The organism is Allokutzneria sp. NRRL B-24872 (assembly GCF_002155965.1).
Taxonomy (GTDB): Bacteria; Actinomycetota; Actinomycetes; order Mycobacteriales; family Pseudonocardiaceae; genus Allokutzneria.
Genome location: NZ_MUMH01000134.1, coordinates 1 through 18,381, shown reverse-complemented (window position 1 = coordinate 18,381; position 18,381 = coordinate 1). Strand labels below are relative to the sequence as shown.

Genomic DNA, 18,381 nt, shown 5'->3' with positions numbered 1-18,381 from the left:
TCCCCACGTAGTCAGCGCGTCGGTTCGGGTGATCGGCGTTCGTCGCGTTGGGATGGCAGGATGCGCGCCAGCGCGGCGACGACCACCATCAGGGCCTCGATCACCACGAACGCGCGACTGTAGGCGGTGGCGAGCGCCTGCGGGGTGCCGACGTGGCTGCTGGCGACGGTGACCAGGGTGGCCAGGCCGAGCGCGGGTGTGCCTGGCCATGCCTGACCCCGAGTCAAGCCCGCACCGGCGATGCTGTGGCCCGTGCGCACGGGCCACAGCCGCTTAGATCGGGTTGGTGCGGCTGGCCACGTCCTGCCACACCTCCGGTGTCCCCTCGATCACCTGTGCGTGCTCGGGCAGGGCGTCCGGATCAAGGTTCGGTCTCACGATCAGTCCGGGGGCCACCCCGACGAAGCGTTCCCCGGTGTCGGTGCTGATCTCGATCACGGCACCGCCCCGAACGTTGATGTTCCGCACGTCCCGATCACGTGCCCCGGTCGGTACCTCGATCACGGGAACGATCCGATCAGCCGCACGGACCACGAACCGGACCCCGAAGAAGAGGAACACCTCTCGCCGGACCAGCGGGTCAAGACCGCGCACCTTGTCCGCCCACACCGTGTCAGTGTCCACCCATCGCAGGCCGCCCGGATCGATCGGCAACTCTCGAAGACGGTCCACCTCCGCCATCATCGCCTCCGCCGTCGCGATGATCTCGGCGCGCTCCTCCGGCTGAGCCTTGACCACCGATCCCATCGTGTCTGCATAACGCCGCTCCAGCCGCGCGATGTCGTTGGCGTGATCAGTCGGAGGCACCACCTGACGCTCCCGCACCATCACAGCGGAGAACGCGGCGGTGAACTCCTCCATCGCCAACGCCTCAAGCCCCTCAACATCACCACACGTGATGTGTTTCTTCGGGCAGTACCACGACTTCGTCTCATACACCCGTGGCGTGCCGTCTTTCTTGGTGTACCTGTTCGTGCGCGTCTTGAGCCACAACGGACCAGCGCACTCGGGGCAGACAAACAGGCCGGAGAACGGCATGATCCGGCGCGCTCCTCGTGCCTGAAATTCCGGCCGGAGAATGTTCGCCTTGATCTCCTTCTGTTCCGCTTCACCGAAGATGCCCCACTCGACGAGATCCGTGTTCGTCAACACATCCCGCACGGACGGCAGCGCCCATTTGGCCCCAACGGCGGCATCGGAAGATTTTCCCGCTCCGCTTTGTGCTGCCTGGTCCGCTCCATTGGCGTCGGGATCTCCCGCTCGGTCAGCCACCGCATGAGATCAGCCTGCCGCGCGCCGCTTCGCGCCTTGGCAGACAACTCCCGCAGCACCTCAACGGCGATCGGGTCAATCGCGATTTCGAGCCCTTCACCGTTCTCGCGGCGCACCGGCATCAAGCCATACCCGTACCGGTCGCCCATCCAGCGCCCTTGCTCCCGATGCCTGGCCTTCGCGTCCTTGATCCGCTCAGCGATCCGATCGCGCTCCATCTCCGCGATAGCCGCAAGCACAGCGATGATGAGCTTGGCAAGCTCCATCGAGGTGCCAATGCCCTCAGACACAAACACAATGCGCTTGCCGTTCTCGCGTGCCCACCGAAACAACGCAAGAATGTCTTCAGTTTCCCGGCCCACCCGATCGAGCTTCGTAACGAGCAAGGTTTTCCAGTGAGCCGGAGGATTCTCGCCCAGCCATGGCCCCAACTCGGAACGCTCAAAAGCGCTCAGCGCGCCCGACACACTCAGATCAGAGATCGTGCCCACAATCGGGACGCCGTACGCGTTGGCCCACTGCGAGCCTTTCTCGAACTGGACGTCTTCCGCCGTGGAACCATCCTTCGTGTACGACTCTCGGGCATAGATCAACGCCGCATCGTTGTCCGAGGTGAACGGGACCTCAACCCGCTTCTCAGCCCGAACCCGCTTCAGGCCACGCCTGGCCGACCGCTTCGGGGCGCGTGCCCATGAGCACGCCACCCCCCTCAACGTCGTCCCCATCCACCCTAGACACGATGAACCCCATGTCAGGCCCTCACGCTCAGGCTGCACCGTTCGTGTCGGTCAGCAATGAGGGCAGCAATGACTCATTCAGTGCGTTGAAGTACCTCAATGAGTCATTCAGGGCCAAACCCACGATGTCGGTCAGCCGAGGAGGAACGCGCGGGCTTGGTCGGCGACGGGTTCGGGGGCCGACCAGAACGCGGAGTGGTCGTGGTCGGCCAGGGTCAGCACGGTGACGTTCGGCAGGATCGCGGCGAGCGCCTCGGCTCCCACGCGCATGAACGCCTCGCCGTTGCCGCCCACAGCGACGGCGATCGGCGCGTTGATGGTCCAGCGGTCGGTGGGCAGCGGCTTGCCGTCCTGAAGGCCGCGCCAGAACCTGAGGTCGTAGGCGTAGGTGTGGGCGTAGGTCGACATCACCTCCCACGACGGGTCCGCTTTCATCATCGGGATGTACTCGGCGGGGACGCGGAGCACCTCGGTCATGAAGTACTCGCTGGCCTCACTGCGCTTCCCGGCCGAGACCAACGCCTCCAGGTGCTCGATGGCGTCAGCGGGAACCGGCGGCCGGGAGCCGTCGATGATGAACGGGGGCTCGTAGAGGTAGAGGCCGCTGACCTTGTCGCCCAGCGCGCTGGCAGCGTCCAACGCGAGTCCGCACGCGCCGGAGCCGCCGGTCAGGGCCGCGGAACCGCCGAGGACGTCGATCAGTGCCGAGATGTCCTCGATCTCACGCGCCGGGTCGTAGGGCTGCGGGTCACCGCTGGCGCCACGGCCACGGCGGTCGAAGCTGAGCACGGTGAAGTCCTTGGCCAACGCGGCAACGATGTCCGCGGCGCCGGTGTGGTCCTCCGCGACGTTGCTGACCACGATGATCGCGGGGCCGGAGCCGGTCAGCTCGTAGGCGATCGTGGTGCCATCGGCCGAGATGAGGGTGTCCATGGTCGTTTCTCCTTGAGCGAAGGTGTCCAGCACGTCGCTGAGCCGGTCGAGCGCCTCGGCGTAACCATCGGCCATCCGCAGCTGGACGGCCCGTTGCAGCGCCGCGCTGTCGGGGAAGCTCGCCGCGACATCGACGGTGCAACCGGTGCCAGCAGCGGCAAACGTGACTGTGGTGGGAAAGGTGTCCGTGCCTTCGGGCTGCCACGCCTCGTCGGCGAAACCGCCGTCGTAGGCCAGCTCGGCGAGCGGAGTGACTTCGGTGTAGGTGGAGACACTGCGGACCGCGGCCGCCGAGCCGTCCACCGGCGCCATCTGGAACCGCCAGCGACCGCCGGGGCGCACGTCCATCTCGTACACGGTGGCCGCCCAGCCCTGCGGCCCCCACCAGCGGCTGAGCGCTTCCGGGTCCGTCCACGCCCACCAAGCGCGGTCGACACCGGCGGCGTAGGTACGGCTGATGTGGACCACGTTGTTCGTCCTGTCGATCACGATGCCGTCGGGCACGGTCGATCTCCTCATTGGTTCTGCTCGTTTGCGCGGTCTTCTTCGAGGAAGGAGCCGAGGCGGTCCATCCGGTCCGCCCACAGCGCCGCGAAGCCCTGCGCCCAGTCACTGATCACGTGCATCGCGTCGGGGTGCAGCCGGTAGATCCGCTGCTGGGCCCGCTTGGCCGACTCGACCACGTCCGCGTCGGCGAGCAGTCGCAGGTGCCGGGACACCTGCGGCTGGCCGAGGCCGAGCGCGTCGACGATGCCGCCGACCGGCTGCGGCCCGTCCTTCAGCAACTCCACGATCTGGAAGCGGTTCGGTTCGGAGATCGCCGCCAGTCGCTGTTGCACGGTGGATGCCATGCCGCGAACATACGCGAAAGCATATATACGCGCAAGCAGATGTACTGAGGTCAGTCCGCTGCGGGGAGGCGAACCACGGCGTCGAGGCCGTGCGGACCCGGGGAGAGCAGTTCGAGTTGGCCGCCCGCCGCGGTGACCAGCTCAGCGCAGATCGCCAGGCCGAGGCCGGTGCCCGCGATGTTCTGGTGTCGCGGCGAGCGCCAGAAGCGGTCGAGCGCCGCAACGCGCTCTGCCTCCGGCAGTCCCGTGCCGTCGTCGACCACGTGCAGCTCGACCATGGCGCCGACGAGTTCCGCGCGCACCACGATCTCGCTGCCGCCGGAGAGCCGGACGGCGTTGCCCACCAGCTCGTCCAGCACGCTGCCGAGCCCACCCGGCGGCTCCAGGACGCGGAGCCCGCCAGGGATGTCCACGTGCAGCTCGATCTCCGCGCGCAGCGCCGACGCGGCCCACGCGGGCTCGTGCGTGGCGACCAAGCTGTCCAGCTCCACCGGTTCGGCCGCCACGGCGCTGTCCAGGCGGGTCGCCGCGAGCAGCGCGTCCAGGACGCGGCCCATCTCCGCGGCCTCTTCGACGGCGATCTCGTGCGCTTGGCGAGCTGCCTCGGAGTCCAGGTGCGGCTGGAGGTTCTCCACGGCCAAGCGCAGGCTCGCCAGCGGGTTGCGCAGCTGGTGCGATGCGTCGGCGACGAACGCGCGCTGACGGCGCAGTGCCCGGCCGACCACGTCGACCATGCTGTTGAAGGACACCGCGAGCCGCCGCAGCTCCGGCGGACCGTCCACGTCGGCCCGGGTGTCGAGCTTGCCGCTGGCCACGCGCGCGGTCGCCTCGTCGAGCTGGTGGATCGGCCGCAGCACCCACCGCGAGATCGGCCAGGCCACCGCGACCAGCGCCAGCAACGGCACCAGGCCGACCAGCACCAGCAGCCACCAGATCTGCTCGATCTGCGCGCGCAGGGGCGCCGTCGAGGACACCGTCACCACCGAGGCGACGACCTCGCTGTCCCGGCCGACCGGCTCGACGACGACAAGCGGGGCGTCGCGCCACGGCCACACGATCTCCGGCGGCTCGGGGCGGTAGCCCGCGAAGGCCAGCTCCAGCTGTTCGGAGACCGTGGGGACGGTGAGGTCGAAGTTCTCCCGCGAGGCCAGGATGATCCGCCCGCCGGGCGCGACCAGGGCGGCCGGGCTGCTGTACAGGGCGTCGTAGCGGACCATCTCGTCACGCAGTGCGGCCGTGCGGCCGGAGGAGAGCGCGTTGTCCGCGAGCGAGGCGAAGCGGCTGGCGTCGGCGAGGCGGTCCAGGTACATCCGCTGCGTCTCGCCCTCGGCGACGGCCATCGCCAGCGGGACGCCCATGGCCGCGGCGAGCACGACCAGCAGTGGCACCAGCACGCCGAGCAGCCTGCGCAGCACGGCTCACCTGGCCAGGCGGTAGCCGACGCCGCGCACGGTCTCGATGCGGACGTGCTCGCCGAGCTTGCCGCGCAGCGTCGCGATGTGGGTGTCCAGGCTGCGTGAGCGCGCCTCCCAGCTGGTGTGCCACACCTGGTCCAGGATGTGGTCGCGGCTGACCACGCTGCCCGGTCGCGCCACCAGCAGCGCGAGCACGTCGAACTCCTTGCGGGTCAACAGGATCTGCTCACCGTCCACAGTGGCCACTCGCGAGGAGAGGTCGACGCTGAGCTTGCCCGCCTCGATCGTCTCGGCCTCGGTCTCGGCGCTGGCCCGCGCGGAGCGGGTGCGCCGGAGCACGGCCTCGACCCTGGCCAGCAGCTCCGCCGTGCCGAAGGGCTTGACCACGTAGTCGTCCGCGCCGCTGCGCAGGCCGAGGACGCGTTCCCGCTCCTCGCCGCGCGCGGTGACCGCGATGATCGCCATGCCCTCGGTCTGCCGCAGCCTGCGCAACAGGTCGAGCCCGTCAGCGTCGGGCAGGCCCAGGTCGAGCAGGACGACGTCCGCGTGGCCCGCTTGCAGCGCTGCCGCCGCGGTCGCCACCCGGTGCACGTCGTAGCCGGCGTGCTGCAACGCGGTGACCAGCCCGCGTGCCACTCGGTCGTCGTCCTCGACGACGAGGATGCGCATGGGGACCGATGTTAGGTCTTGTCCGTCTTCGTCGGGTCGACCGTCGCGGACTCGACCGGCTTTTCCTCGGCCTTCTTCTCTTCGGCCGGTTCCGGTTCGGGCTCGGGTTCCGGCTCGCCCTCGTGCGCGGCCCGCAGTGCGGCGAGGTCCTCGCGCTCACCGCGCTTCTTGGCCAGCACCAGGTAGATCACCGCGCCGAGGAAGAGCAGGACCGAGGTGAACACGTTGATCCGGATGCCCGCGATCAGCGTGGCGTCGTCCTGGCGCATGATCTCGATCCAGAACCGGCCAGCGGTGTAGCCCGCGACGTAGAGCGCGAACACCCGGCCGTGGCCGAGGCGGAAGCGCCGGTCGGCCCAGACGATCAGCGCCGCGACGCCGAGGTTCCACAGCAGCTCGTAGAGGAAGGTCGGGTGCACCACCGCGATCGGCGTGTGGTCCATGGCCACGCCGCCGAGCGGGTCCTCCAGGTTGGTGACCGGGTCGATCCTGCGGTAGATCTCCAGGCCCCACGGCAGATCCGTCGGACCGCCGTAGAGCTCCTGGTTGAACCAGTTGCCGAGGCGGCCGATGGCCTGCGCCACCACGATGCCCGGCGCGACCGCGTCCGCGAAGGCGGGCAGCGGGATGCCGCGCTTGCGGCAGGCGATCAGCGCGCCGACCGCGCCCAGCGCGATGGCTCCCCAGATGCCGAGGCCGCCCTGCCAGATCTTGAGCGCGTCCACCGGGTTGCCGCCGGGGCCGAAGTACTTCGGCCAGTCCGTGGCCACGTGGTAGAGCCGCCCGCCGACCAGGCCGAACGGGACCGCGAAGACCGCGATGTCGGTGACCGCGCCCTTCTCCCCGCCCCTGGCGACGAAGCGGCGCTCACCCCAGGCGATCGCCACCACGATGCCCGCGATGATGCAGAGCGCGTAGGCGCGCAGCGGGATCGGGCCGATGTACCAAACGCCCCGGTCAGGGCTGGGGATCGTTGCCAGGATCGCGGACACCGTTCCAGTCACGCCGCTCACCGTAGCCGCTGCTCGTCAGCCACTCCGGCCCGGGTTCACCGTGCGAGATCCACCAGGACCGGGAACGGGCGCTCCCACTTCAGCACGCCGTTGTCGCTGCGCACCGTCTCGCGATAACCAGCCCCGTCGAACTCGTAGGCGATCGCGGACACGGGCTCGGCCACCGGGTCCACGATGACGAAGAACGGGATGGCGGCCTCGGCGTACAACTGCCGTTTCAGAGCGCGGTCGTAGACCCGCGAGGACGGTGACAGAACCTCGACCGCGAGCAGGATGTCAGCCGCGTCGAAGTAGAGGGTGTTCGCCCCTGGAACCATCGTGATGACGAGATCTGGAATGAGCAGCCGCTCTCCGTTCAGGACGACATTGACCCCGGGCAACAGCTCGTACTCCGTCGGAACAGCTCTGTCCACACTCACCTGCAGACGATGCAGAACGCGCTGGTGCCCTCCTCCGGGAGCGGGGCTCACGACAACGGTCCCGTCGACGAGCTCGACCCGCTGGCCCTGGTCCTCGGGGAGTGCGAGGACCTCGTCGAGCGTCCAGCGTTGCGGGTGCTGGGGGAACGTTTCCGCTGCTGCTGCCACTGCGGGTCACCTCCGGTGTCCGGTCTGTCATGCCGGGCCGAATGTGGTTGTCGGCATGACACCACCCTGTCTGCGGCCACGAGCGGTTCCGGCCCTTTCCGGCGTCGAACAGCCCGGTTCGCTCGAACGAAGGGCACTTTGCGCTAGGGGCAACAAGGAAATGCCAACCGGCAGGAAACCCCGTTTGGTACTCATAACGGGAAAGAGCGAGCGAAGGCGGAGCTCACGATGACGCGGCCAGCGCCGTGGCCGTTCTGCCGCCAGCGGAATCTGTGGCGTCAAGTACTGGCTCGTCGGTCCAATGGTGCGATGGCGACAGCGGCGTACGACGAGATCGCGGACTGGTACGAGGATCAGCTCCTCAGCGCCCAGCGGTCGAGATCAGGAGAACCTGGGCACGATCCACTCGGGATCGACCACGCGCTGCGCGATCTTCTCGGTGAGGGCAGCGGCGTGTGCCTCGAGATCGGCTGCGGCACGGGCGTCCACGCCGAACTCGTGCGGGAACTCGGGTGGACGCCCGTCGGCGTCGACCTGTCCAGCGGGATGCTGCGCCACGCCAGGGGACGTCTGCCCGTCGCACGGGCCAACGCCGGTCGGCTGCCGGTGCGGGAGAGCAGTGTGCCCGCCGTTGTCGCCGTGATGGTCCACACCGACATGCCCGAGTACCCGTCAGTGCTGCGCGAGGTGGCCAGAGTGCTGCAACCCGGCGGGGTGTTCGTGCACGTCGGCGTCCACCCGTGCTTCTGCGGCGGGTTCGCCGACCGCAGCGCCCCCGCCGCGGTGGTCCTCCGCCCGGGCTACCTGGACGGCCACTGGACGACGGAGTCGTGGACCGACCAGGGACTTCGCGACAAAGTCGGCGCCGCGCACTGGCCACTGCCCGCGCTGATGCACGCGTTCCTCAACGCGGGCTTGACTCTTGAGCGGTTCACCGAGGGCGGCACCCCGACGCCGGTCGTGCTGGCCGTGCGAGCTAGCCCACCCGCCCAATAGCCCGTTTCGTACCCATAGCGGGAAAGGAGTCAGCCGCTATGAGTACGAAACGGGAAATTCAGGCGGTGACGGGGGCGCGGTGCGTGGCGGAGGAGAGTTCGGCGGCCAGAGAGCGGACGGCCGCCTCGCCGGAGGAGACGGCGTTGACGAAGGCGGAGCCCACGATGACGCCGTCGGCGAACGCGGCGACCTCGGCGGCCTGAGGGCCGGAGCGAACGCCGAGGCCCACGCCGATGGGGATGTCGGTGTGCGCGCGGGTGCGCTCGACGAGCTGCGGGGCCTGGCTGCTGACCGTGTCGCGGGTGCCGGTGACGCCCATGATCGAGGCGGCGTAGAGGAATCCGCTGCTGGCCGAGGCGGTCAGCGAGATCCGCTCCTCGGTGGAGGACGGCGCGACGAGGAAGATCCGGTCGAGGCCGTGCTCGGTGGATGCGGCCATCCAGTCCTCGGCCTGCTCCGGGATGAGGTCGGGGGTGATCAACCCGAGCCCGCCCGCCGCGGCCAGGTCGCGGGCGAAGGCGTCGACGCCGTAGCGCAGCACCGGGTTCCAGTAGGTCATGACGACCGCGCGCCCGCCGGAAGCGGAGATCGACTCCACGACGGAGAACAGGTCGCGCAAGCGGAAACCGTTGCGCAGAGCGGTTTCCGCGGCGTCCTGGATGGTCGGGCCGTCCATCACCGGGTCGGAGAACGGCAGGCCGACCTCGACGAGGTCGCAGCCGGAGTCGAGCATCGCTGCGAGGTGCTGCTTGGAGCCCTCGACGGTCGGGAAGCCCGCGGGCAGGTAGCCGATCAGGGCGGCGCGGTCGGCCGCGCGGCAGTCGGCGAACATCTGCGTCAGCGAGGACATCAGGCGTTCTCCCCCACGAGGTCGACCCCGCTGGAGGCGGAAGTCAGGTTGAAGTAGCGGGCGGCGGTGTCCATGTCCTTGTCACCGCGGCCGGACAGGCACACCAGGATCACGCCGTCCGGGCCGAGTTCCTGGCCGAGCTTGAGCGCTCCGGCGAGGGCGTGCGAGGACTCGATCGCCGGGATGATGCCCTCGGTGCGCGAGAGCAGCCGCAGCGCCTGCATCGCCTCGTCGTCGGTCACCGCGCGGTACTCGGCGCGGCCGATGTCCTTGAGGTAGGAGTGCTCAGGCCCGACGCCGGGGTAGTCCAGGCCGGCGGAGATCGAGTACGCCTCGGTGATCTGCCCGTCGGCGTCCTGGAGCAGGTAGGAGAACGCGCCGTGCAGCACGCCGGGCTCGCCCTGGGTCAGGGTCGCGCCGTGCTCGTCGGTGTCAACGCCCTTGCCAGCGGGCTCCAGGCCGACCAGGCGCACGTCCGGGTCGTCGAGGAAGCCGTGGAAGATGCCGATCGCGTTGGAGCCACCGCCGACGCACGCCGCGACCACGTCGGGCAGGCGGCCGACCTGGTCGAGCATCTGGGCGCGGGCCTCTTCGCCGATGATCTTGTGGAAGTTGCGCACCATCATCGGGAACGGGTGCGGGCCCGCGGCGGTGCCGAGCAGGTAGTGCGTGTCGTCGACGTTGGCGACCCAGTCGCGCAGCGCCTCGTTGATCGCGTCTTTGAGCGTGCGGGAGCCGGTCTTGACCGGGATGACCTCCGCGCCGAGCAGCTTCATCCGCGCCACGTTGAGCGCCTGCCGCTCGGTGTCGACCTCGCCCATGTAGACGACGCAGTCCAGGTCGAGCAGCGCGCACGCGGTGGCGGTGGCGACGCCGTGCTGGCCCGCGCCGGTCTCGGCGATGACGCGCTTCTTGCCCATCCGCTTGGTCAGCAGCGCCTGGCCCAGCACGTTGTTGATCTTGTGTGAGCCGGTGTGGTTGAGGTCCTCGCGCTTGAGGAAGATCCGCGCGCCGCCCGCGTGCTCGGCGAACTTCGGGGCCTCGGTGAGCAGCGAGGGCCGGTTGGCGTACTCGCGCAGCAGCCGCTCGAACTCGGTGACGAACTCCGGGTCGACCCGGGCCTTGTCGTAGAACGTGGACAGCTCGTCGATCGCGGCCATCAGCGCCTCGGGCATGAACTTGCCGCCGTAGGGGCCGAAGTGCCCGCGCTCGTCGGGGCCGTGCTTGTCCCTGTCCTCGTCGTGGGTCATCAAGCTCTCTCTTTTCAGACTGCTCAGCGGCTCGGGCGCGGGCAGGCGGGGTGCGAGCCCGCCGTGACCAGCTGGGTCACCGCGCCGCGCGGGTTGCCGCTGGTCACCAGGCCCTCACCGACCAGGACCGCGTCCGCACCGTAGCCCGCGTAGGTCATCAGGTCGCTGGGGCCGCGCACACCGGACTCGGCGATCTTGATCACTTCGCTGGGCAGACCGGGCGCGATCCGGCCGAAGCAGTCGCGGTCCACCTCCAGCGTGGTCAGGTCGCGCGCGTTCACGCCGATCACCTGGGCGCCCGCCTCCAGCGCGCGGTCGGCCTCCTCGGCGGTGTGCACCTCGACCAGCGCGGTCATGCCCAGGGACTCGGCGCGGTCCAGCAGCGCCTCCAGCACGTTCTGCTCCAGCGCCGCCACGATCAGCAGGATCATGTCCGCGCCGTGCGCCCGAGCCTCGTGGATCTGGTACGGGCTGACCATGAAGTCCTTGCGCAGCAAGGGAACGTCGACCGCGGAGCGGACCGCGTCGAGGTCGGCGAGCGAGCCGCCGAAGCGGCGTTCCTCGGTGAGCACGCTGATCACCCGCGCGCCGCCGGACTCGTAGTCCCTGGCCAGCTCGGCCGGATCGGTGATGCCCGCCAGCTCGCCCTTGGACGGGCTGCGGCGCTTGACCTCGGCGATCACGCCGACGCCGGGGGCGCGCAGCGCGGCCATCACGTCCCGGGGAGCGGTGGCCCGCGCGGCGAGTTCCTTGATCTCCGCCAGCGGTGTCTGCGCTTCGCGGACGGCCAGGTCGGCGCGGACGCCTTCGAGAATCGACTCCAGGACGTTCACGCGCGCTCCTCCGCATGATCCGTTCGTCCGGCGCGGCCGTTGCTGGCTCGTCCCGGCGCTCGAATCGGTTCGTTGCTGCCGCACCCGATAGCGACCGTCCCCATCACGGCGCCCGTGAGGCGTTCATGGATGCTAACTCTCAGGCGGTGCCGCTTCCGGTCTGGGGTCACCGAATCCGTCCTGGCTGTCAAGGGTCTTTCCGGGCGGTGACCGTGGGATCACTCCCCGAGTCCAACGCCTCCCACACCTCCCGGTCGGGATCGGAGGCCCTGGCGTTACTCCCGGTGTCGTAGCGAGCACCGAGCGCGGGCATCCGGCCACCGCCGAGCAGCACCGCCAGACCGGCGGCGAACAGCAGCGCGAGCCCGCTCAGCGCGAGCACCGGCCCCGTACCCCTCGATGCGCCGAGCGCGACGTCAGCGCTGGTCAGGGCGCCGGTGAACCACAAACTGGTGGCACCTGCGGCCAGCAGGACGAGCAGCGCGCCGACGACCCGGCGCAGCACTCCGCCGGTCGCGACGACCCCCGCGATCCCGGCGAGGCAGAGCAGCGCGAGCGGGATGAGCGCGGGCACCTGGTCGGCTCCGGTCGGCGGCTTCGCCGCCAGGGCCGCCGCGCCGGAGGCGTCGAACCACGCGATCGTGGAGGAGCCCCAGAGCAGTCCGGCCGCGACGAGCAACAGCAGCACGACTGTCCACATGAGACCTCGGGCGGGCCGGACGGCTTGCCCGCCAACGGGCTCACCCACCGCTGACCCCGTCGACGGCCAACGCCATCGTGTCGGCGGTGGCGATCGCCGAGAGCACGGCGCGGGCCTTGTTGAGGCACTCCTGGTCCTCGGAGACCGGGTCGGAGTCGGCCACGATGCCCGCGCCCGCTTGGACGTAGGCGACGCCCTCGCGCACGAGCGCGGTGCGGATGGCGATCGCGGTGTCCGCGTCGCCCGCGAAGTCCAGGTAGCCCACGACGCCGCCGTAGAGGCCGCGCCGGGTCGGCTCCAGCTCCTCGATCAGCTCCATCGCGCGCGGCTTCGGCGCCCCGGAGAGCGTGCCCGCCGGGAAGCAGGCCGCCACCGCGTCGTAGGCGGTGCGGTCGTCGGCCAGCTGCCCGGTCACGGTCGAGACGATGTGCATGACGTGGCTGTAGCGCTCGATGCGGAAGAACTCCACGACGGTGACCGAGCCCGGCTTGCAGACCCGGCCGAGGTCGTTGCGGGCCAGGTCGACCAGCATCAGGTGCTCGGCCCGCTCCTTCTCGTCGTGCAGCAGGTCCTTGGCCAGCAGCGCGTCCTCCTCCTCGTCGGCGCCGCGCCAGCGCGTCCCGGCGATCGGGTGCGTCGTCGCCTTGCCGTCGCGGACGGTGACCAGCGCTTCCGGGCTGGAGCCGACGATCGCGAAGCCGTCGAGGTTGAGCAGGTACATGTACGGGCTGGGGTTGGTGGTGCGCAGGACCCGGTAGATGTCCAGCGGGTCGGCCCCGGTCTCCAGCTCGAAGCGCTGCGAGACCACGACCTGGAACGCCTCGCCCGCGTGGATGGCCTCCTTGGCCTTCTCCACGGCGGCGGTGTAGTCGGCGGTGCTGCGGCGGCGGGTGAAGCGCGGTTCCGGGCGGGAGAACACCGCCGCGCTGGGCGCAGCCGAGGTGCACAGCCGCGCGGTCATGTCCTCCAGGCGCGCGACGGCCTCGTCGTAGGCGGCGTCGACGCGCTCGTCGGTGTCGTCCCAGTTGATCGCGTTGGCGATGAGCGTGATCGTGCCCTCGTGGTGGTCCATGGCGGCGAGGTCCATCGCCAGCAGCATCACCAGCTCGGGGATCTCCAGGTCCTTCTCGGCCAGCTCGGGCAGCGCCTCCAGCCTGCGCACCACGTCGTAGCCGAGGTAGCCGACCATGCCGCCGGTCAGCGGGGGCATGCCGGGCAGCGCGTCGGTGTGCAGCAGCCGCATGGTCTCGCGCAGCGCCACCAGCGGGTCGCCGTCCTGCGGCAGGCCGACCGGCGGGGTCCCGGTCCAGGTGGCGTGGCCGTCCACCACGGTCAGCGCGGCCGGGCTGTGCGCGCCCACGAAGGACCAGCGCGACCAGGAGCGGCCGTTCTCGGCGGACTCGAAGAGGAAGGTCCCTGGCCGGGCCGCGCCGAGCTTGCGGTAGACCCCGACCGGGGTCTCACCGTCGGCGAGCAGCCGCCGGACCACCGGGATGACGCGGCGGTCCCTGGCGAGTTCGCGGAACTCCTCGCGGGTGGGGCTGATCTCCCCCATCGCCGTCCTGCCGGGCGCGAGCACACTGACCATGGGGGACATTGTGCCCGGTCGTTGACGGAGCCCATGACCACGGCCCATTATTTCCGCAAGTGTTGAATAACGCGGTAGATCGCCCGATCGGGCAGGACGGTGGACGTGAGCACCGAAACGCAAGATAGCGCACCGCGCAGGCGGGGACGGCGGCCCGCGGGCGAGGACACCCGCCGCGCGCTGCTGGAGGCCGCCCGCCGCTCGTTCGCCGAGCACGGCTTCGCCGGGGCGACCGTGCGCGCCATGGCCGCCGAGGCCGGGGTGGACGCCGCGATGGTCAACCACTGGTTCGGCGGCAAGGAGGGCCTGTTCGCCGCCGCCATGGAGCTCCCGGTGGACCCCAAGCAGATCAGCGAGATGCTGCTGACCGGTCCGATCGAGGAGATGGGCGAGCGCATCGTGCGCACGTTCCTCGGCGTCTGGGACGGCGGGGGCGGTGGCGCGTTCGTCGCGCTGATGCGCAGCGCCTCCAGCAACGAGAACGCGGCGCGGATGCTGCGCGAGTTCATCTCCACCATGGTCTTCGGGCCGATCGCGAAGCGGGTCGGCCCCGACCACCCCGACCTGCGAGCGTCGCTGTGCGGCACGCAGATCGCCGGGCTCGGCATGGTGCGCTACGTGATCAAGTTGGAGCCGCTGGCCTCAGCCGACCACGACGCGCTGGCAGCGACGGTCGGGCCGAACCTCCAGCGCTACCTCACCGGGGATCTTGGGCTTTGAGCAGCACGTCGGTGTCGAAGCAGGTCCGGGTCCCGGTGTGGCAGGCCGCGCCCTCCTGGTCGACGACGAGCAGCACCGTGTCGCCGTCGCAGTCCAGGCGCACCTCGTGCACCTGCTGCGCGTGCCCGGAGGTCTCGCCCTTCACCCAGTACTGCTGACGGCTGCGCGAGTAGTACGTGGCGCGGCGCGTGGTCAGCGTGCGGTGCAGCGCCTCGTCGTCCATCCACGCCACCATCAGCACCTCGCCGGTGCCGTGTTGTTGTGCCACAGCGCAGAAAAGGCCGTCCGCGTTGCGCTTGAGCCGCTCGGCGATCTTGAGATCGAGTTCACTCATCGTCGTTCCAGGAACTTCCGCATCGGGCCGGTGCTGAGCAGCACGACGGCGTAGATCTGTGCCGCGCCAACGATTCCCGAGATCACGCGGGCGACGACGGGTCCGTCTCCGAGCACCACCAGCAGGTGCAGCAACCCCGCGAAGATCGCGACGGCGATCGCGCCCGCCCTCGCGATGCCGATGCGGGCCATGATGCTGCCCGCCGCGACGAGGGAGAGCGCCAGCAGCACCAGCGGGAGCACGATCAGGTCGGCTCCGCCTTCGCTCGCCCAGCGCACGAGTCCGGCGACGAGGAAGACCAGCTCCGCGCCGACCAGGCAGGCCAGCGTCGCCCACAGCTCGACCGGGCGCTTCACCGGACCGTCACCCCCGCCTCGCGCAGGCCGTCCTTGACCTCGCCGATCCGCAACTGTCCGAAGTGGAACACGCTGGCCGCGAGGACCGCGTTGGCCCCTGCCTCGACCGCGGGCGGGAAGTGCTCGACCGCGCCCGCTCCCCCGCTCGCGATCAGCGGGACCGTCACCGCCGCGCGCACCAGCCCGAGCAGCTCGAGGTCGAACCCGGCCTTGGTGCCGTCGGCGTCCATGGAGTTCAACAGGATCTCGCCGACGCCGAGTTCTTGGCCTTTCGTGGCCCATTCCACCGCGCAGATCCCGGTGCCGCGCCTGCCGCCGTGCGTGGTGACCTCGAACCCGGACTGCGTGGGTTGGCCCCCTTCCGGCACGCGGCGCGCATCCACCGAGAGCACGATGCACTGCGCGCCGAAACGCACCGACGCCTCGCGCAGCAACTCCGGTCGCGCGATCGCCGCCGTGTTCAGGCTGACCTTGTCCGCGCCCGCGCGCAGCAGCTTGTCGACGTCGTCGACCTCGCGCACGCCACCGCCGACAGTGAGCGGGATGAACACCTGCTCCGCCGTGCGGCGCACCACGTCATAAGTGGTCTCGCGGCTCCCCGAAGAAGCCGTGATGTCCAAGAACGTCAGCTCGTCCGCGCCCTCGGCGTCGTAGGTCCGCGCCAGCTCAACGGGATCGCCCGCGTCGACCAGGTTGGTGAAGTTGACGCCCTTCACCACGCGCCCGTTGTCGACGTCCAAACAGGGGATCACTCGCACCGCAACTGTCACCCCCGAAGCCTACGGGAGCCCTCGCCCGCGCCTTCCGTCCCAGCTCGGCCCCCCGCGTTTTGGCAACGTGATGCGATTTGAGAACGCGCCCCCGCACATGTTGTTGCCACAACGCGAGATCTGGACCGCCCTGGCGCGCGGCGCTCCGGTGGCCGGAGAGGAAACGGCGAGGCAGCCAGTGAGTCAAATTCCACCCAGTCACCCTTGAGAGCACCCCTGAGCTGGCCTTTTTCGGCGCTCCGAGCCACGATTCTCAAGGGGTGCCCCCGGGTGGGTGGGGGCTGTAGTTAGGGCGCTGTAGTTAGGGCGCGGCCAGGCACGCGAGCACGATCACCACCGTCAACTCGGGGTTGACGATGCGGCGAGCGTCAACTTAGAGTTGACGCATGACACCAGGACCGGCTCGGCTCGATGACCTGATCACCTACGTGAAGACCCAGTTCCCGGACGGCACGCCGCTGGAGCACCTGAGCGCGGCCGTGCTCACCGGAGAACGCCTCGGCGAGGTCGCGGACCACCTGATCGGCCACTTCGTGGACCAGGCGCGCCGAGGTGGCGCCTCATGGACGGAGATCGGCCAGAGCATGGGCGTGACGAAGCAGGCCGCGCAGAAGCGCTTCGTGCCCAGCAAGGAGATGGACAAGATGACCATGGAGAGCTTTGCCCGCTACACCGACGACGCACGCAAGGTCCTGGTGCAGGCGCAGGAGGAAGCGCGCTCGGCGGGCAACGTCGAGATCGGCACCGAGCACATCCTGCTCGGCCTGCTGCACGCGCCGGAGGGCTTGGCGGCACAGGCTCTGGCCGCCGAGGGCGCGAACGAGCAGGCCGTTCGCGAGGCGGTGACCCGCGTGCTGACCCCGGCGCTGCCGGAAGTGCCGGAACACATCCCGTTCACCGGCAGCGCCAAGAAGGTCATCCAGCTGACGTTGCGGGAGTCCTTGCGGCACAACAGCAAGCACATCGGCACCGAGCACATCCTGCTGGCGCTGCTGCGCGAGGAGGCCGGGACCGGCGCACAGGTCGTCACCGGCCTCGGCGTCTCCCGCAAGGAGATCGAAGCCCGGCTGACGACCTAGCCCGCGACCGCGGCCAAGGCCTCGGGCAGCGTGAAAGCCTTGGCGTAGAGCGCCTTCCCGACGATGGCCCCTTCCAGCCCGAGCGGGGCGAGCTCGGCCAGCGCCAGCAGATCGTCCACACTGGACACTCCGCCGGAGGCGATCACCGGCTTGTCCGTGCGGCCGCAGATCTCGCGCAGCAGCTCCACGTTCGGCCCCTGGAGCGTGCCGTCCTTGGACACGTCGGTGACGACGTAGCGGGAACAGCCGTCCCGCTCCAGGCGCTCCAACACCTCCCACAGGTCGCCGCCGTCGGAGGTCCACCCCCGGCCCTTGAGCCGGTAAACGCCGTCCTCGGTGCTCCGGACATCGAGGCCGACGGCGACCTGTTCCCCGTGCGCGGCAAGGACTTTCGCGCACCACTCGGGGCTCTCCAGCGCGGCGGTGCCGAGGTTCACCCGCGCGCAGCCCGTGCCGAGCGCGGCGGCCAGCGAGGCGTCGTCGCGGATACCGCCCGACAGCTCGACCTTCACGTCCAGCTTCGCGACCATGTCGGCGAGCAGCGCGCGGTTGTCCCCGCGCCCGAACGCCGCGTCCAGGTCGACGAGGTGGATCCACTCGGCGCCGCCGTCCTGCCAGGCCATGGCCGCCTCGAACGGGGTGCCGTACGCGGTCTCGGTGCCCGCTTCGCCCTGGGTGAGCCGGACGGCCTTGCCCTCGACCACGTCGACGGCCGGGAACAGCGTGAAAGTCACGGGAAATACCTTCTGCTAGAGCGTGTTCAGCCAGTTGCGCAGGATGTGCGCGCCGGTGTCGCCGGACTTCTCCGGGTGGAACTGCGTTGCCCACAGCGGCCCGTTCTCCACGGCCGCCACGAAGTCCTCGCCGTGGTGCGCCCAGGTGACCAGCGGCGGGGTGAAGGCGCCGGAGGCGTCCAGCTCCCACTTGCGCACGCCGAAGGAGTGCACGAAGTAGAAGCGGGCGTCCTCGTCGAGACCCGCGAAGAACTCACTGCCCTCGGGAGCGCGGACGGTGTTCCACCCCATGTGCGGCAGGACGTCCGCGTGCAGGCGCTCGACGGTGCCCGGCCACTCGCCGCAGCCCTCGTCGGTGACCCCGTGCTCGACGCCGCGCTCGAACAGCGCCTGCATCCCCACGCAGATCCCGAGCACCGGGCGTCCGCCCGCGAGCCGTTCACCGATGATGCGCGGCCCCTGAACGGAGCGCAGCCCCGCCATGCACGCGCCGAAGGCGCCGACCCCGGGGACCACCAGCCCATCGGCCGCGAGCGCCGCGCGATGGTCCGCGGTCACCTCGACGTCAGCACCGACGCGGCGCAGAGCGCGTTCGGCGGAGCGGAGGTTGCCGGAGCCATAGTCGAGCACGACGACGCGGGACACGCGCTCAGGCTAGTCGTCACCCCCGCCCACCCGCGAACCCGTTACCCCT

Annotated in this window: 22 protein-coding genes; 3 read left to right on the top strand and 19 right to left on the bottom strand. The window is 70.0% G+C overall.

Translation table 11 applies throughout. The features are described from left to right. Positions 1 to 11: 11 nt before the first annotated feature. From CCN37_RS30025 to CCN37_RS29985, 9 genes are all read right to left on the bottom strand, one after another. Positions 12 to 260 (bottom strand): hypothetical protein, encoded by a 249-nt coding sequence (locus tag CCN37_RS30025; RefSeq protein WP_086827293.1) that lies wholly within the window; start codon positions 258 to 260, stop codon positions 12 to 14. Between the two features lie 13 nt (positions 261 to 273). After that, on the bottom strand, positions 274 to 1,161 hold the full coding sequence (locus tag CCN37_RS30020; protein WP_143261869.1) for a zinc ribbon domain-containing protein: 888 nt from the start codon (positions 1,159 to 1,161) through the stop codon (positions 274 to 276). Then, complete coding sequence (locus tag CCN37_RS30015) at positions 1,146 to 1,865, bottom strand: recombinase family protein (protein WP_168200926.1); 720 nt, start codon at positions 1,863 to 1,865, stop codon at positions 1,146 to 1,148. The genes CCN37_RS30020 and CCN37_RS30015 overlap by 16 nt, the downstream gene beginning before the upstream one ends. Positions 1,866 to 2,141: 276 nt before the next feature. Next, positions 2,142 to 3,461 carry an alpha/beta fold hydrolase gene (locus CCN37_RS30010; protein WP_086827286.1) on the bottom strand — a complete coding sequence of 440 codons (1,320 nt, stop codon included), beginning with the start codon at positions 3,459 to 3,461 and terminating at the stop codon, positions 2,142 to 2,144. After that, positions 3,458 to 3,793 (bottom strand): helix-turn-helix transcriptional regulator, encoded by a 336-nt coding sequence (locus CCN37_RS30005; RefSeq protein WP_086827284.1) that lies wholly within the window; start codon positions 3,791 to 3,793, stop codon positions 3,458 to 3,460. The genes CCN37_RS30010 and CCN37_RS30005 overlap by 4 nt, the downstream gene beginning before the upstream one ends. A gap of 50 nt (positions 3,794 to 3,843) precedes the next feature. Next, on the bottom strand, positions 3,844 to 5,208 hold the full coding sequence (locus tag CCN37_RS30000) for a HAMP domain-containing sensor histidine kinase (RefSeq protein ID WP_086827282.1): 1,365 nt from the start codon (positions 5,206 to 5,208) through the stop codon (positions 3,844 to 3,846). A gap of 3 nt (positions 5,209 to 5,211) precedes the next feature. Next, entirely contained in the window at positions 5,212 to 5,877 is a 666-nt protein-coding gene (locus tag CCN37_RS29995; protein WP_086827280.1) for a response regulator transcription factor, read from the bottom strand. 11 nt (positions 5,878 to 5,888) lie between these two features. Further along, positions 5,889 to 6,881 (bottom strand): prolipoprotein diacylglyceryl transferase, encoded by a 993-nt coding sequence (gene lgt / locus CCN37_RS29990; protein WP_246843389.1) that lies wholly within the window; start codon positions 6,879 to 6,881, stop codon positions 5,889 to 5,891. Between the two features lie 44 nt (positions 6,882 to 6,925). After that, on the bottom strand, positions 6,926 to 7,477 hold the full coding sequence (locus CCN37_RS29985) for a Uma2 family endonuclease (protein WP_086827276.1): 552 nt from the start codon (positions 7,475 to 7,477) through the stop codon (positions 6,926 to 6,928). A 309-nt stretch (positions 7,478 to 7,786) separates the two neighbouring features. Here CCN37_RS29985 and CCN37_RS29980 point away from each other — a divergent pair, with 309 nt between their 5' ends. Continuing rightward, positions 7,787 to 8,473 (top strand): class I SAM-dependent methyltransferase, encoded by a 687-nt coding sequence (locus tag CCN37_RS29980; protein WP_086827274.1) that lies wholly within the window; start codon positions 7,787 to 7,789, stop codon positions 8,471 to 8,473. Positions 8,474 to 8,531: 58 nt separating this feature from the next. Here the strand turns inward: CCN37_RS29980 and trpA are convergent, their stop codons facing one another. The 5 genes from trpA to CCN37_RS29955 all read right to left on the bottom strand — a co-directional run bounded on the left by trpA (position 8,532) and on the right by CCN37_RS29955 (position 13,694). Beyond that, positions 8,532 to 9,323 (bottom strand): tryptophan synthase subunit alpha, encoded by a 792-nt coding sequence (gene trpA, locus CCN37_RS29975; protein WP_086827272.1) that lies wholly within the window; start codon positions 9,321 to 9,323, stop codon positions 8,532 to 8,534. Continuing rightward, positions 9,323 to 10,573 (bottom strand): tryptophan synthase subunit beta, encoded by a 1,251-nt coding sequence (trpB, locus tag CCN37_RS29970; protein WP_086827269.1) that lies wholly within the window; start codon positions 10,571 to 10,573, stop codon positions 9,323 to 9,325. Before trpB ends, trpA begins: the two co-directional genes overlap by 1 nt. 23 nt (positions 10,574 to 10,596) lie before the next feature. Continuing rightward, positions 10,597 to 11,406, bottom strand: a complete 810-nt coding sequence (gene trpC / locus CCN37_RS29965; RefSeq protein ID WP_086827266.1) for an indole-3-glycerol phosphate synthase TrpC — start codon at positions 11,404 to 11,406, stop codon at positions 10,597 to 10,599. 187 nt (positions 11,407 to 11,593) lie between these two features. After that, on the bottom strand, positions 11,594 to 12,106 hold the full coding sequence (locus CCN37_RS29960; RefSeq protein WP_086827264.1) for a Trp biosynthesis-associated membrane protein: 513 nt from the start codon (positions 12,104 to 12,106) through the stop codon (positions 11,594 to 11,596). A gap of 40 nt (positions 12,107 to 12,146) precedes the next feature. After that, on the bottom strand, positions 12,147 to 13,694 hold the full coding sequence (locus CCN37_RS29955) for an anthranilate synthase component I (RefSeq protein WP_086827262.1): 1,548 nt from the start codon (positions 13,692 to 13,694) through the stop codon (positions 12,147 to 12,149). Positions 13,695 to 13,799: 105 nt separating this feature from the next. Between CCN37_RS29955 and CCN37_RS29950 the strand changes: the two genes are divergently transcribed. Next, on the top strand, positions 13,800 to 14,414 hold the full coding sequence (locus tag CCN37_RS29950) for a TetR family transcriptional regulator (RefSeq protein WP_086827394.1): 615 nt from the start codon (positions 13,800 to 13,802) through the stop codon (positions 14,412 to 14,414). On the opposite strand, the gene hisI is transcribed toward CCN37_RS29950, so the two are convergent. Genes hisI through hisF form a run of 3 tightly spaced genes read right to left on the bottom strand, consistent with a single transcriptional unit; the run spans position 14,392 to position 15,874 of the window. After that, positions 14,392 to 14,748: a phosphoribosyl-AMP cyclohydrolase gene (gene hisI, locus CCN37_RS29945; protein WP_086827260.1), complete on the bottom strand. Its 357-nt coding sequence runs from the start codon at positions 14,746 to 14,748 to the stop codon at positions 14,392 to 14,394. The genes CCN37_RS29950 and hisI overlap by 23 nt on opposite strands. Then, entirely contained in the window at positions 14,745 to 15,104 is a 360-nt protein-coding gene (locus CCN37_RS29940) for a hypothetical protein (RefSeq protein ID WP_086827258.1), read from the bottom strand. The genes hisI and CCN37_RS29940 overlap by 4 nt, the downstream gene beginning before the upstream one ends. Next, positions 15,101 to 15,874, bottom strand: coding sequence for an imidazole glycerol phosphate synthase subunit HisF (gene hisF, locus CCN37_RS29935; RefSeq protein WP_086827256.1), 774 nt, complete (start codon positions 15,872 to 15,874; stop codon positions 15,101 to 15,103). Before hisF ends, CCN37_RS29940 begins: the two co-directional genes overlap by 4 nt. 386 nt (positions 15,875 to 16,260) lie before the next feature. Between hisF and CCN37_RS29930 the strand changes: the two genes are divergently transcribed. After that, entirely contained in the window at positions 16,261 to 16,953 is a 693-nt protein-coding gene (locus tag CCN37_RS29930) for a Clp protease N-terminal domain-containing protein (RefSeq protein WP_086827254.1), read from the top strand. Here the strand turns inward: CCN37_RS29930 and priA are convergent. Together priA and hisH are read right to left on the bottom strand one after the other, a co-directional pair. Then, entirely contained in the window at positions 16,950 to 17,687 is a 738-nt protein-coding gene (gene priA, locus CCN37_RS29925; protein ID WP_086827252.1) for a bifunctional 1-(5-phosphoribosyl)-5-((5-phosphoribosylamino)methylideneamino)imidazole-4-carboxamide isomerase/phosphoribosylanthranilate isomerase PriA, read from the bottom strand. The two genes, CCN37_RS29930 and priA, sit on opposite strands and share 4 nt — an antisense overlap. Positions 17,688 to 17,702: 15 nt before the next feature. Next, positions 17,703 to 18,332, bottom strand: a complete 630-nt coding sequence (gene hisH / locus CCN37_RS29920) for an imidazole glycerol phosphate synthase subunit HisH (RefSeq protein ID WP_086827250.1) — start codon at positions 18,330 to 18,332, stop codon at positions 17,703 to 17,705. Between the last annotated feature and the right edge of the window lie 49 nt (positions 18,333 to 18,381).